The 13,863-nt window shown below is 60.8% G+C and carries 13 protein-coding genes; 10 read left to right on the forward strand and 3 right to left on the reverse strand.

What is annotated here, in order from left to right:
* Window positions 1-118 precede the first annotated feature (118 nt).
* Complete coding sequence (locus HHL24_RS36390; RefSeq protein ID WP_169490109.1) at window positions 119-700, reverse strand: hydrolase; 582 nt, start codon at window positions 698-700, stop codon at window positions 119-121.
* 70 nt (window positions 701-770) lie between these two features.
* On the opposite strand from HHL24_RS36390, the gene HHL24_RS36395 reads away from it, so the two are divergent.
* On the forward strand, window positions 771-1,505 hold the full coding sequence (locus HHL24_RS36395) for a TetR/AcrR family transcriptional regulator (protein WP_206003178.1): 735 nt from the start codon (window positions 771-773) through the stop codon (window positions 1,503-1,505).
* Between the two features lie 163 nt (window positions 1,506-1,668).
* On the opposite strand, the gene HHL24_RS36400 is transcribed toward HHL24_RS36395, so the two are convergent.
* Window positions 1,669-2,823, reverse strand: coding sequence for an MFS transporter (locus tag HHL24_RS36400; protein ID WP_169490145.1), 1,155 nt, complete (start codon window positions 2,821-2,823; stop codon window positions 1,669-1,671).
* A 154-nt stretch (window positions 2,824-2,977) separates the two neighbouring features.
* Between HHL24_RS36400 and HHL24_RS36405 the strand changes: the two genes are divergently transcribed.
* The 9 genes from HHL24_RS36405 to poxB all read left to right on the forward strand — a co-directional run bounded on the left by HHL24_RS36405 (window position 2,978) and on the right by poxB (window position 12,693).
* Window positions 2,978-3,316 carry a porin family protein gene (locus HHL24_RS36405; RefSeq protein ID WP_169490111.1) on the forward strand — a complete coding sequence of 113 codons (339 nt, stop codon included), beginning with the start codon at window positions 2,978-2,980 and terminating at the stop codon, window positions 3,314-3,316.
* A gap of 306 nt (window positions 3,317-3,622) precedes the next feature.
* The gene (locus tag HHL24_RS36410) at window positions 3,623-4,315 is read left to right on the forward strand and encodes a GntR family transcriptional regulator (protein WP_169490112.1); all 693 of its coding nucleotides are present in this window, start codon (window positions 3,623-3,625) and stop codon (window positions 4,313-4,315) included.
* A 47-nt stretch (window positions 4,316-4,362) separates the two neighbouring features.
* Window positions 4,363-5,760, forward strand: a complete 1,398-nt coding sequence (locus HHL24_RS36415) for an MFS transporter (protein ID WP_169490113.1) — start codon at window positions 4,363-4,365, stop codon at window positions 5,758-5,760.
* 16 nt (window positions 5,761-5,776) lie between these two features.
* The gene (locus HHL24_RS36420) at window positions 5,777-6,667 is read left to right on the forward strand and encodes an isocitrate lyase/PEP mutase family protein (RefSeq protein ID WP_169490146.1); all 891 of its coding nucleotides are present in this window, start codon (window positions 5,777-5,779) and stop codon (window positions 6,665-6,667) included.
* Between the two features lie 533 nt (window positions 6,668-7,200).
* On the forward strand, window positions 7,201-8,103 hold the full coding sequence (locus HHL24_RS36425) for a LysR family transcriptional regulator (protein ID WP_169490114.1): 903 nt from the start codon (window positions 7,201-7,203) through the stop codon (window positions 8,101-8,103).
* Window positions 8,104-8,229: 126 nt separating this feature from the next.
* Window positions 8,230-9,063 carry an aldolase/citrate lyase family protein gene (locus tag HHL24_RS36430; protein WP_169490115.1) on the forward strand — a complete coding sequence of 278 codons (834 nt, stop codon included), beginning with the start codon at window positions 8,230-8,232 and terminating at the stop codon, window positions 9,061-9,063.
* A 33-nt stretch (window positions 9,064-9,096) separates the two neighbouring features.
* The gene (gene ripB / locus HHL24_RS36435) at window positions 9,097-9,624 is read left to right on the forward strand and encodes a (R)-specific enoyl-CoA hydratase RipB/Ich (RefSeq protein WP_169490116.1); all 528 of its coding nucleotides are present in this window, start codon (window positions 9,097-9,099) and stop codon (window positions 9,622-9,624) included.
* Between the two features lie 11 nt (window positions 9,625-9,635).
* The gene (locus HHL24_RS36440) at window positions 9,636-10,955 is read left to right on the forward strand and encodes an acetyl-CoA hydrolase/transferase family protein (RefSeq protein WP_169490117.1); all 1,320 of its coding nucleotides are present in this window, start codon (window positions 9,636-9,638) and stop codon (window positions 10,953-10,955) included.
* 16 nt (window positions 10,956-10,971) lie between these two features.
* Entirely contained in the window at window positions 10,972-12,693 is a 1,722-nt protein-coding gene (poxB, locus tag HHL24_RS36445) for a ubiquinone-dependent pyruvate dehydrogenase (protein WP_169490118.1), read from the forward strand.
* Window positions 12,694-13,146: 453 nt separating this feature from the next.
* Here poxB and HHL24_RS36450 read toward each other — a convergent pair whose 3' ends face one another.
* Entirely contained in the window at window positions 13,147-13,509 is a 363-nt protein-coding gene (locus HHL24_RS36450; RefSeq protein ID WP_169490119.1) for a hypothetical protein, read from the reverse strand.
* Between the last annotated feature and the right edge of the window lie 354 nt (window positions 13,510-13,863).

Below are 13,863 nucleotides of genomic sequence, written 5' to 3' on the forward strand. Positions count from 1 at the left end.
CCGAACGCCCGCCCGTCGAACACGGTTTCGACGCGGCGCAAGAGCGACGAAGCTCCAATGTGACGTCCGCTGATCATCGTCGCTCTCCGGCCAAGGTGTGCTTGTCCATCGGGCGGCATCAGCCTGCGAGCGCCTCGAGCACGTCACCGGATTGCCGCACGAGACCGAGCCTCGGGAACACGAAATTCAGCGACGCATGGTGGTGCTCGGGCGCGCCGCAGCTCATTGCGTCCTCGACGAGCACCAGCGAGTATCCGTGCTCGTGGGCGGCGCGGGCCGTCGACTCGACGCCGATGTTCGTCGAAATCCCGCCGAGCACAATGGTCTCGACGCCGCGACGCCGCAATTGCAGGTCGAGCTCGGTGCCGTAAAAAGCGCTCCATTGGCGTTTCGTGATCTTGATGTCACGCTCCTCCACCGCCAGTTCGGCGGGGAAGTCCCACCAGTTCGAGGGCAGTCCGCTTGACGGAAGCGCTATGGGCTGATCGACGGGCTGCTTCAATGCATCGCCGAAGTCGGCGCTCCAGCCCACCCGGACAAGGACTACCGGCGCATTGACTTCCCGAAAGCGCTTGGCGAGCGTTGCCGCGGTAGCCAGCACGGCTTCGCCGGCGCGGGGTGCTTTCCCGAATCCGAGAATGCCCTGCTGAAGATCGATCAGAACGAGAGCGGTAGTCTTGGGGTCTAGTTTCTGCAACATGAAGGTCTTCCATTGAAAGCGGCGAGCCGCTGGTGTATTGTGAGGGTATGCTCACAAATAGTATATGAGGATGGCCTCACAAAAGTCAACACTGAATACGGGCGAGGCGAAAGCACCGCGCCGCGCCCGCGGACATGCGCGGGTGGCGTCGTTGCTGGAAGCCGCAAGCGCGGAATTCGCCGAAAAAGGGTACGAAGCAACGACGATGACAGCGATCGCCGCGCGGGCGGGGGCGTCGATCGGTTCGCTGTACCAGTTCTTTCCGACGAAAGAGCACGTCGCAGGGACGGTGATCGAGCAATACGTGACCGAGCTTGAAGCAGCGTTCGATCGGCTGAGCGAGGAGGTGCCATTGCTTGACGTATCGGGCGTTGCGGCCCGGCTGACGACGTTGTTTGTGGCGTTTCGCACGACGCATCCCGCTTTCGTGGTGCTGACCGACGCGCATGATGTCGAGCTGCCCGGCGCCACCGGCGTACGCGAAAGATTGCGCAAAGGAATCGCATCCGTGGTGGCCGCCCTCGCGCCGCGACTGTCTGTGGAAGAAGCTTTGTTCCGGGCCGTGGTCGTCCAGCATCTTATGAAGGCAGCCGTGACGCTGAGCCACGATGCGAGCGTGGTCGACCATCACGCGGCGATGCTGGAGTTCCAGCGTGTGGTACAGCGCTACCTTGAGGACGTGATGGAAGCCGGGCGTGGTGGACAAACCGGCGCAGCGCAACGAGGCGCAGCATCCAAGGAGCGTTCCGCTTCGGGCCATGGCGCCGGTCCGAAGAGAAAGGGCAAGGCCGGCGTCTCGGCGTGAATGCTGTTGCAGCCCTGCGCGTCGTCCCGTTGCCGCGCAACGAACACGTCCGGCGGTGCGCACCTGGATCGCAACCTTTTGAACGCGGCGCGTCCCGATGGAAACGGTCAACCCGTCCACGCCGGCGAATTTTCGCGCGGCGGCGTCGGCAGTCGCATTGAATCTACGAAGCAAGGCGCGCTGGGCTCACTGCCGCTCGCCTGACATGGGTTTCAGGCATCCGTAGATAGATAAGCAGCGAAATGGCGGCCCAGATTGCGACGTACCAGAAGAAGTACGACTCGTGGCCGGACGCCTTGAACCGCAACGCGACAAATTCCGTCGTGCCGCCGAGGATCGCGGTTGTCAGCGCGTAGGGGAGTCCGACCGCGAGCGCCCTGATCCGCGCCGGAAAAAGTTCCGTCTTCACCAGCATGTGAATGGAAGTGAAACCGCTCAACATGAGCAGCCCGGCGAAACAGAGCATGAACATTGTCACCGTGCTTTTCGTGCGGCTGAGGGCCTCGAAAAGCGGAACCGGGAACAGCGTGCAGCTCAAACCGAAAAAGATCAGAACGGGCCGGCGCCCGATCAAGTCCGAGGCCAAACCGAACAACGGTTGCAGGGGCAGGTACAAAAGCAGCGCGCCGGTGGTGACGAGCGTCGAGGTTTCCTTGCTCAACCCGGCGGAGTTAACCAGGAACTTCTGCATGTAGACGGTGTGCGTGTAGACGGCGACCGTTCCATCTACCGTGATGCCGATCGCGAGCAGAATGTTGCGCCAATGCTGGATCAGCTGACGAACGACGGGCGGTGACGATTTGCGGCGGCTCTCCTCGAAATCCTGCGTCTCTCCGACATGGCGTCTCATGTACATGGCGAAGAGCGCAAGAAGACCACCTATGGCGAATGGAACACGCCAGCCCCACCGCTCGATCTGATCCGCCGTAAAAAGGAGTCGTTGCATGAGCAGCATAAGGCCGAGGGCGAGCAACTGTCCGCCAACGACGCTGACCTGCAGGAAACCCATGTAGAAACCGCGGCGGTTAGCCGGTGCCACCTCGCTCAAATAGGTGGCGCTGGTGCCGTATTTACCCCCAGCGCTGAGTCCCTGCAGAGGTCGTGCGACGTACCCCACTGCAGCGACCGCGGCAGTGCTCATCAGTTGCACTGCGGGGTTTTCGCTCGGAAAGAACGACTTGGCGAAATAGATCGAGAAGATGCTGTAAGCGAGAAAATCGTACCACTCGATCAAGTTGCCCTCGAGTCCGCCGGTCAGCGAGCGGAGGCGAACGGATGCTCTGCGTTCCTCCTCCGCTCCTGACCCGGTGGTCGCCAGGTCCTGTTGCAAAGCGCGATCTGGATGGTCTGCCGTGTCGGTGTCTCCTGCGTCGCTCGTTTTTTGGAAGGGGGTATTCGTCGCGTTCAATCGGGACTATTCGTACCTTTCGTGCAATTTATGGCGGGTTGATCATAAAAATCGTTATCGATCAATGACTTGTGTACCCTCCGATTGCGCGAAAGCCGTGGAGCCGCCGAGCCTTGCTGCAAGCGGCTCTGCAAGTGACTACCGTCAGATTTCGCACGATTCGTACGATTACCCCGTTGCGGGCGCCTTCGCGTACACGGACGGTCGGGATCCAAAATGGAGTCAGATCAGCGTGCAAGCGTCGTATCTATTGTTGAAGTGCACCGATGTCTATCTGCAGGCGCAAGTCCAGCAGATAGACGAGGACCGGCTCGATGTCGGCGCCGACATCTTTGGGCTGTCAACGGCGTCGAGTAGCAACCGGCAGGTCGTCGTGACGATAGGCATGCGGCACAGATTCTGACTGGAGGCAGGCAGCATGAAAAGCGGCCGCGCGCTTGGCGCACGCGCCGCTGCGGCCTGAGGTCTTCGATGGTCCCGATTAGGTCCATCAAACTCGTCGCAGCCATTTGCCGAGCACACCTTCAATGGAGAGACGCGGCAAGTCGTCGATCCGGCAAAGCGGCACCTTATTTCCGGGTACTGCACCGGCGCGACGCCATGAGGACGCGTTCGCAGTCCAGTCCCAGGGAAATTCCGTAGTGTCAAAAACGGCACATTGCATACAATGTTTCTCACAAAGGCACGAATACAAGCCTAACTGAGGGATATGATGGAAACATTGCATACAACTAGTGAGGTGGCTCCGTCAGGCAACGCAATTTATCTTGCTATCAAAGGTGCGATTTCCAGCGGCGAACATGGCGCCGGCCAGTACTTGCGAGAAGAACAGATTGCGAAAAGCCTGGGCGTGAGCCGCACGCCGGTGCGCGAGGCGCTGCGACGTCTCGATGCTGAAGGCTGGGTCGAGACACGCCCAAACTATGGCGTCAGGGTGAAGGCATGGGCATTGCAGGACGCACGGGAAATCTTCGAGGCCCGGTTGCTGATTGAGCCTTACCTGGCGGGACGCGCCGCGCTGAAAATCAACGCAATCGCGGTCGCGCAGCTGAAACGACTTGCCGACGATATGCTCGCCATTACGCGTCTGCCGTCCACGCCCAAATCCAGCGACGCATGGTTTTTCGCCAACAGCGAATTCCACTCAATTATCACGGCCGCCGCAGATAACTCGCGCCTTGATCGCTCACTGACGTTAATGAAGGAAACACCGCTGATCAAGTGGACCTTCGGCACCTACAGCGACGAGGACCGCGAACGCAGTGCGCGTCAGCATTTCGAAATTGTCCTGGCCCTGGAGCAACGCAACGCTGCCTGGGCCGAGGCCGTCACCCGTTGTCACATTCTGGCTGCCGAAAAGACAGTCCTCGACCGATATGAAAGGGAGCACGCTTCCGCCTGAGTAGCACCTGACTGCAAACAATCGCATAGCGACATCGGAGACATGAAATGCTGAGCACGGTAAATGCTGGTCCAAGACTAGACCGCCTGCCCATTGGTGGCTTTCACAAGCGGATTCTGTGGTTGATCGGCGCCGGTATGTTTCTGGACTCGTTCGACATCTACCTTGCGGGCGGCGTACTCGGCGCGCTGACCAGGAGCGGATGGTCAACGATGCAATTGAACGCAGCGTTTCTGTCGTCCACCTTCATCGGGATGCTGCTGGGCGCCTTTGCAGCTGGCGTTCTGGGAGATGCGAAGGGCCGTAAATTCACGTATCAGTTCAACCTTGCCATCTTCGGTCTGGCGTCCGTTGCGGGCGCGCTTGCGCCCAACATGATGTGGCTGATTGTGTGCCGGTTCTTTATGGGACTCGGTCTTGGCGCGGAAATCGTTGTCGGCTACGGTTCCGTTGGCGAGTTCATTCCGCCGGCCGTGCGCGGCAAGTGGTCGGCCTATCTTTCGCTCATCACCAACTCCGCTCTCTTCTGCTCGACTTTTCTTGGCTACTTGATCATTCCGTCAATTGGCTGGCGCGCGATGTTTGCAATTGTCGGTGTTAGCGCGATGGTCGTCTGGGTAATCCGCAAGAAGATGCCGGAATCACCACGCTGGCTTGAATCGAAGGGCCGTTACGACGAAGCGGAAGCCATCTTGCGTTCCGCTGAAGCCGAATCTGCACAAAAGCAGCCGCTCCCACCCTTCGTGGAAACGCTGCGACCGATGACGCGGCGCACGACCCTGCTCGAGCTCTTCAAACGCAAACAAATTCGCCGCACGCTGTTGTCCATCATGATTCAGATTGGCGTGAATATCGTCATCTATGGCTTCATTGTCTGGGTGCCGACGTTCCTGATGAAACAGGGTCTCGACATCGCTTCTTCGCTCGGCTACACCACGCTGATGTCGCTAGGTGGCCCGGCGGGCGCGCTCGTCGGCGTTCTGGTGGCTGATCGTATTGGCCGCAAAAACGGCCTGGTTGTGGTCACAACACTTGCGGCGATCGTTGGGTGGATGTACGGCCATTCGACGACCGTCGGAATGGCGACTTTACTCGGATTCGCGCTTTTCACACTGACGTACCTGATGGTCGCACTCGGAATCGCCACCTACATCCCTGAACTGTTCGCGACTGAAAACCGCATGCGCGCCAACGGCATCGCCGGGTGCGCGGGTCGCATTACCGGAATTCTCGCGCCGCAGCTCGTTGTTGTGATGTATGCGGCCGGCGGTGTGAAGGACGTGCTCTCTATCATCGTGGGCGTGCTCGTCGTAATGGCCATTGTGCTCGCCATGTTCGGCGTCGAGACTAACCAACAGTCCCTCGAGCAGATCGCGCCTGAACAGGAACCCGACGCGCAAGGTGCGCTGTCCGGCGCGTCCTTACCCTATGAATCGCATCGCTAACTCAAAGGAAATCGACATGGAAACTAAAAAGACTCACAGTGGACAGGCAAAGCGCATGGCACTGAAAACGCGACTGTCAAAAAGGGAAATCACTGTGGCACCTGGCATCTTCGACATGATATCGGCCAGGATGGCCGACTCTATGGGCTTCGACTGCCTCTACATGACAGGCTTTGGCACCGTGGCATCGTACCTCGGCTTACCCGATGCGGGTCTTGCGACCTACACGGACATGGTCAACCGTGTCGCCGCGTTTTGCGGTGGCACTAATACACCGATAATCTGCGACGCCGATACGGGCTACGGTGGTCTACTGAATGTCGCGCATACACTGCGCGGCTATGAGGCGGCCGGCGCCGCAGGAATTCAGCTCGAAGACCAGGAATTCCCGAAGAAATGCGGACACACACCCGGCCGACACGTTATCCCGCTCGAAGACATGGTCAGCAAGATCAAAGTGGCGGTCGAGTCGCGAGAGGATACGAACTTCCAGATCGTTGCTCGCACAGACGCCCGCACCTCACTCGGTATCGATGACGCATTGCGGCGTGGGGAGGCATATGCCAAAGCAGGAGCAGACGTGCTGTTTATCGAATCCCCGGAAAGCGTCGAGGAGCTTGAGAGGATCGGGCAATCGTTCGACATTCCACTGCTCGTCAACGTAGTCGACGGCGGACGTACGCCGCAACTGTCGCCAGTGGACCTGCAGAAGCTTGGCTTCTCGCTTGCAATCTATCCGATATCGGGATTGCTTGCCGTCGCAAAGTCACTTAAAGACACGTACAGCGAAATCAGGTCGCTAAGAGGAACCCAAAGCGTTGAAAGCGCAATGTATCCATTCTCCGAGATGTGCGCATTGATGGGGTTCCCGGAAGTGTGGGCGTTTGATCACGCGCACGCGGACTAGAAGCCGCCAGATGCATGACACGTCGTGTGCTCGCGACCGTACGAACACTAAAAGGACAATCAATGAGGGTTACTCTTGGCCAGTGCTAACCTGCGAAGCAACCCGCTGATTCGGATTGGTCAGAGTGCCCAAAGTCGATTTAGAACTACTTAATTCAAGAAGGATAAAATCAGAGGAGGGCAGCAACGATTCCTGAAAGCAAGCTTCTCGTGATCAAAGGCGACTGCGCGGCGCCACTCAGTCTTGCCGGCATCTTGGGGAGTCACTCGTCGAGCGACACGTGACTTTCATGCGCGCCGCAATGGCGGCTGCCGTGAGCGCACACAGCGGCCCAATGGCGCTGCCGGCTGGTAAGCTACGGTCAATTGAGCAAAAGAGAAGAATGGTTGAAGGGAGGGAAAGGCTCTCTGCGTGTCGCGTCGAGGCACGCGGCACACAATGGACATGCGTTCGTAGAGCTAATATTGCTTCTCGCAGGCGAGCCTCGTGGCCCGTCCATTCGACTCCAGACTCACTTCCCGGTGTGTTATCCCATGCATTTTGGCCTTGTCGACCTTCAAACCTTCGTTGCCGTCGCCGAAGCTGGCAGCCTTACGCACGGCGCAGCCCGCGTCAACCTCTCGCTCGCGGCGGTCAGTGCGCGTATCCGGCAGATGGAGGAGGCGGTAGGTGTGCCGCTGCTGGAGCGTCGGCCTCACGGCATACGCGTCACGGAGGCGGGGCAGACCTTCCTGCGCCACGCGCGAGTCACCCTCGGCGCGCTACAACGCATGACGGACGACCTCGCACAGTTCTCCCAGGGGATGCGGGGGACCATCCGCATCCTCTCGAACACGAATGCACTTGTCGAGACGCTGCCTGGCCCGCTTAGCCGCTTTCTCTGCGACAACCCCAACATCAACATCGAAATCGAGCAGCGTCCGAGCGATGAGATCATCGCGGCCATTGCGGAAGGAGTGGCCGATATCGGCATCATCGCTTCGCCGCCCGAGGGCGTGGCGCTCACGACGTTTCCCTTTGCCACCGACCGCCTGTGCGCGGTTGTGCCCGTAGTCGACGAACGCTTCGCGCTGCAGCGGGAGATTGCCTTTGCCGATCTTATCGAAGCCGATTTTGTTGGTCACGAACGAGGCTCGTCGGTTCAGGTGTTCCTCGAAAATCAGGCGAAGCGCCTGCATCGCACCTTGCGGCACCGCATCCAGCTTGGCAACTTCGCGTCGATTTGCCGCCTGGTCGAAAACGGCGTGGGCGTCGCGGTACTCCCTGAGTCGGCCGCGCGGCGGTTTCAACGCTCGATGCGGGTGCGTCTGCTGCGCATCACCGACGCGTGGGCCGTGCGCAAGATCCTGATCTGCGTAAGCGACCTCGAGCGGCTGCCTTCCTCCACCCGGCGGCTCGTCGAACATCTCGCGCGCCTTGGCGCCGCCACCGGCTGATAAAAAAGCACAAGAAGCGCCGGTTTCGGTTCGGGTTGAGTCTGGCTTCGCCAATCAGCGATTGTTCAGGAGCCGATGGGGACAGAGAATGAACCCCGTTGGCAATCGAACTCTGGAGGTGAAGCAATGAATGCTCGCGACGTCGAGACGAAAACCCGGTCCTGGCTGTTCACTCCTGCGACGCGCCCCGAGCGTTTCGCCAAAGCCGGCCCGGCGGGGGCCGATGTGCTGATCGTGGATCTGGAGGACGCCGTGCGTCCCGAAGAAAAGACCATCGCCCGCCGCCAGTTGGGCAACCTGCTCAGCCAGCCGTTCAGTTCTACCGCCGCGCTCGCGGTGCGCATCAATACGCCGAACTCGCGCAGCGGTCTGGATGACCTGGCCGCGCTGCTCGACGCGGAATTTCAGCCGGCTTTCATTGTGATCCCCAAGGTGGAGGCCGCGCAAACGGTCCTGCAGGTCGAAGCGCTGCTGCGCGAAGTCGCGAGCGACGCACGCGTGGTGCCGCTGGTGGAATCGCGCCAGGGCATCGCGGTGCTGCCGGAGGTGCTTGCCACCGCCTCGCGTGTCGCGGCGGTCATGTTCGGCGCGGGGGACTATGCCGGGGACGTTGGCGTGCAGCCTGCGTCGTTCGCGCTTTCCGTCGCACGCGTGCAGATTTCGGCCGCCTGCGTGGCGAGCGGCATACGCGCCATCGACGCGCCATGCTTCGAGATCGGCAATAGCGCCGCACTCGAGCACGAAATCGGGTTTGCCGCCGCGAACGGGTTCGACGGCAAGGCGGCCATCCATCCTTCCCACATCGGACCCATCAACGAGGCCATGACACCGGACGCCGCAAAGATCGACTGGGCGCACCGCGTGATCGCGGCCGCACGAGAAGGTGCGGCGATGGTCGACGGCCGTATGGTCGACGAGGCGATCGCCCGTGAGGCGCGGCGCGTTCTGTCGCGTGCCTAAGCGCTCTTTTTCAATTTCAACCAGGAGCATGTCATGAGCGAATCCATCGCAGCCTACCGCAAGATCGCGGAGAACCGCTTTCGCGAGGTCTCCGGCCTTTACTACGAAGACTTCGAGATCGGAAACACCTACGAGCATCGCCCGGGCCGGACGATCACGGACGTCGACAACATCTGGACGACCCTGCTCACCATGAACACGCAGCAAGTGCACTTCGACCAGGCCTACGCGAGTCACACCGAGTGGAAGAAGATGCTGGTGGACAGCACCTTCACGCTCGCGCTGGTGACGGGCATGAGCGTTCGCACCGTGAGCGCCAAGGTGGTGGCCAATCTCGGCTGGAACAACGTGCGCGCCACGCATCCGGTCTTTGCGGGCGACACGCTTTATGCGGAATCGACGGTGCTGGAAAAGCGCGAATCGAAAAGCCGTCCCACGCAAGGCATCGTGACGGTTCTCACGCGTGGTATCAATCAGGACGGGAATCTGGTGATGTCGTTCGAGCGCACGATGCTGATCTACCGGCGCGGACATTCGCCGGAAGCGGAAGCCAACTACTAAGGAGCATCGCTATGAATAACGAATCCGTCTATTCCTCAAAACTTCGTACACCTGATGAAACAGTGTCGTCGATTGCAAGCGGTTCGACTGTGGCGCTCGGCATGGCGATGTCCCAGCCGCCTTCGCTGCTGGCTGCGCTGGCGGCGCGTGCGAGTGCGGGCGATGTCGATGCGCTGAAGGTCTATTACTTCCACGCCGAATCGTTTCTCAGCAAGACGCTGCTGCAATACGAACTGATGGGGCGCATCCAGCCGCACTGCATGTTCCTCGGCGAGCCTGAGCGCAAGCTGATCCGCCAGGGCGCCGAAGACGGCGACCGCAAGGTCGTATTCTTCGTGCCGAACACCTTCAGCCAGTCGCCGCGTCTTTTCAGCGACCATATTCCGGTCGATACGATGCTGGTGATGGTGTCGCCCATGGATAGCAACGGCTATTTCACGTTCGGTACCAACAACGATTACACGAGCGCCGTTGCGCGCTCCGCTCGCCGGCTTGTGGTCGAGGTCAATCCGAATATGCCGCGCGTGTTCGGCGATTCGTTGCTGCACATTTCCGAGGTCGACGCCATTGTCGAATCGGATCATCCGCTGCCGCAACTGCTGCCGAAGCCGGCGAGCGAAAGGGATCATGTAGTCGCGGATATGATCTCAAACCTCATTCCCGACGGCGCCTGCCTGCAGATGGGTATTGGCGCGCTGCCCAATGCCGTGTGCGGCGCGCTGTATGGCCACCGCGACCTGGGCGTGCATACCGAACTGCTGACGCCTGGGCTCGTGGACCTGATCCGGCGCGGCGTGGTGACGAACCGCAACAAGGCCGTGAATCGCGGCAAGTCGGTCTTTACCTTCGCCATGGGCGATCAGGCGATGTACGACTTCATGAACGACAACCCCTCCATCGAGAGCTACCCGGTGGACTACGTGAACAATCCGGCGGTCATCTCGCAGAACCCGAAGATGATCTCGGTGAATTCGACTGTGGAGATGGACCTGACCGGCGCCTGCAATTCCGAGCATGTGAACGGGCATCAGTACAGCGCGACAGGCGGCCAGCTCGACTTCGTTCGCGGTGCCTACGGGTCGGCAGGCGGCAAGTCGATCATCGCGTTCCATTCCACGGCTAAGGGCGGCGCGCTTTCGAAGATCGTGCCGAAGCTCTCGGGGCCGGTGACCACGCCGCGCACGGACACGCACATCGTCGTGACCGAGTACGGCATCGCGAATCTCAAGGGGTTGTCGTCGACGGAGCGGGCACGGGCGCTGATCGGGCTCGCGCACCCCGATTTCCGCGCGACGCTCGCAGACGAGGCCAAAGCCCTTCATCTGATCTAATCGCTGGGGCACGATCATGACACGACAAACCATTGCCGATTACCTCACGAACGCGCTTGCTGCCGCGGGTGTCGAGCGCATCTGGGGTGTGACGGGCGACAGCCTCAACGGACTATCGGACAGCTTGCGGCGGCTCGGCAAGATCGAGTGGGCCCATACGCGCCACGAAGAGTCGGCAGCCTTTGCCGCGGGCGCCGAGGCGGCGCTGACCGGGAAGCTCGCCGTGTGTGCGGGAAGCTGCGGACCGGGCAATCTGCACCTCATCAACGGGCTGTTCGATTGCCAGCGCAACCACGTGCCCGTGCTGGCCATCGCCGCGCATATTCCTACCTCCGAAATCGGGCTTGGCTACTTTCAGGAGACGCATCCGCAGGAACTCTTTCGCGAATGCAGTCACTTCGTCGAACTGGTGACCAATCCGCAGCAGTTTCCGCGCGTGCTAGACCGTGCCATCCGCACGGCGCTGGAATCGCGCGGCGTGGCGGTCATCGTGCTCCCGGGCGACGTGGCGCTCGAAAGCGCGCCCGACGACAAGCCCGGCGTGCTCTCGTTGGACGCTTCGGTAACGCTTCCCGAAGCGGGTCAGCTCGACAGGCTGGCACAACTACTCAATGGCTCCGAGGCTGTCACGCTGCTGTGCGGCAGCGGCTGCGAGGGCGCGCACGACGAAGTGGTGGGGCTGGCCGACGCTCTCGGTGCACCGATCGTTCACGCCTTGCGCGGCAAGGAACATGTGGAGTGGGACAATCCCTTCGACGTGGGCATGACCGGGTTGATCGGCTTCAGTTCCGGCTATCACGCGATGAAAGCGTGCGATACGCTCGTGATGCTCGGCACCGACTTCCCGTACCGGAACTTCTACCCCAGCGAAGCGAAGGTCGTCCAGATCGACCGCAACGGTGCCGCGCTCGGACGCCGCGTGCCCCTCGAGCTGGGGCTCGTAGGCGACGTCAAGGCCACGCTGGCCGCGCTCCAGGGCCGCCTCGAGCGCAAGCCGGACCGGCGCTTTCTCGAAGCGGCGCGCAAGCACTATGCCGAAGCGCGGGCCGGTCTCGATGCATTCGCGAGGCCGTCGCCGCCGGGCAGCCCGATCCACCCGCAATATCTCACGAAGCTCGTAAGCGATCTGGCGGAAGAGGATGCGGTCTTTAGCGTCGACGTCGGCACGCCGACCCTGTGGGCCGCGCGCTATCTGCGCATGAACGGCAAGCGCAGGCTGCTGGGGTCCTTCAACCATGGTTCGATGGCGAATGCCTTGCCGCAGGCGCTGGGCGCCCAGGCGGCTGCACGGGATCGTCAGGTGGTAGCGCTTTGCGGCGATGGCGGCCTTTCGATGCTGATGGGCGATCTGCTCACGGCACGCCAGGAGGCGTTTCCGTTGACGGTCGTCGTGTTTAACAACAGCTCGCTTGGCTTCGTGTCGATGGAAATGAAGGCCGGCGGCTATCTCGACGACGATACGCAGCTCGCTCCGACCGACTACGCCGCGATCGCGCGCGGCGCGGGCATCGAGGCGATACGCGTGGAGGACTCGGAAGAGCTGGAAGGCGCACTCGCGCATGCGCTTTCGCGGCCATGGCCGGTGCTGGTGGACGTCGTAGTCGCCAGGCACGAAATTGCCTTGCCGCCCAAGATCGAGTGGGCCCATGCGAAGGGCTTCAGCCTGTATATGCTGCGGGCCGTGCTCAATGCGAAGGGCAATGAAGTCGTGGAGCTGGCCACAACCTGGCTGCGCTAATCGTCCCCTCGGTCCGGGAAATAGTCGCGGCGGCACCCTGCAGAGGGGGCTAGCCGGACAAGACCGTCTCCCGCGCTGCCTTTGTATATGGCGCTTCGCAACGAAGCTGTTGAGATTCGCTAATTTTTCTACTGGGTGCGCCAATTCCGCTAACAGAGCTTGTGCGAGGAGATGTAAAGGCCGATGCCAACATTGGGGCGCTGGGCAGGATGAGACCCGTCTTCCAGCAGGAGAGCGATCAGGTCGCCAATCTGGCCATGACATCGCATACGATTGCTGGGTGTTCCTCCATTAGCGGGAGACCCGCCGGCCCGGAGAAGACTTCGAACACTCCCCACACATGGCTGGCAACGTCCCCAAATGCGGGACGTTGCATCACCGCGTGCTCCAGTGGTGATTCTTGGAGCGCCAGCAAGCCTTCGCGACAGATGCTGGCCGATCGTCGGCGGGGCATCAACACGTGCGGCAGCGCACTTTTCCCTGCACGCGCGGGAGGTCTAGGTCCGCGAGCACAGACTCCTGACCTTGAAACGAGTTCGCCAGCGCATCCAGACGCTCCTGCGGATTCAATGTCGATGAATCCAGGCCACGGTCAACAGCGGATCCGAGAGCGTCTGCAATCACCAGAGCGAAGCCGCGACGAAGTCGAAGGTCCGACGCAAACTGATCGCTTTCAAGCAGGTCCACTATAGCGGTAATGTCGAACTCGCCACCGTCGTTGTCTCGACCGGCTTTCACGATGCGCTTAATCTCCTGCAAGAATGTCTTGGCTGCCAATACGCCAGATTCAATTTCCCCAGAATCGTCTTCGACCATTTTGATTCTCTATTTTGATGGTTGGCGCGCCACTGGGTTGCTTGTGCCTAGCGTGCCAGGTAGATCGTCCCTCCTCGCGCAGGCGCACTAGAAAAAGCCTGCTCACCCTTGTGGGCGGCAGGCTAAGGCCCTGAGGTTGCTACCCTCCGAGGTGATCGGTGGCGATCATAGATTGGAAAGAATCTGCGGCGGTGATAGTGGCGGCCCGCAACATTGATTTGGCTGGATGAGACACCGAAATGCGCCGGCGCCGGGATACACGGAGGGAGGAATAGCACGGGGAAAGATCAGTGCCGGATGTTCTCGATGGCTATACGTGATGCCCTCTATTGTCGCGTTCGGTCAATAGCTTGA

Origin of the sequence: Paraburkholderia polaris (assembly GCF_012927345.1) — a bacterium.
Classification (GTDB): Bacteria; Pseudomonadota; Gammaproteobacteria; order Burkholderiales; family Burkholderiaceae; genus Paraburkholderia; species Paraburkholderia polaris.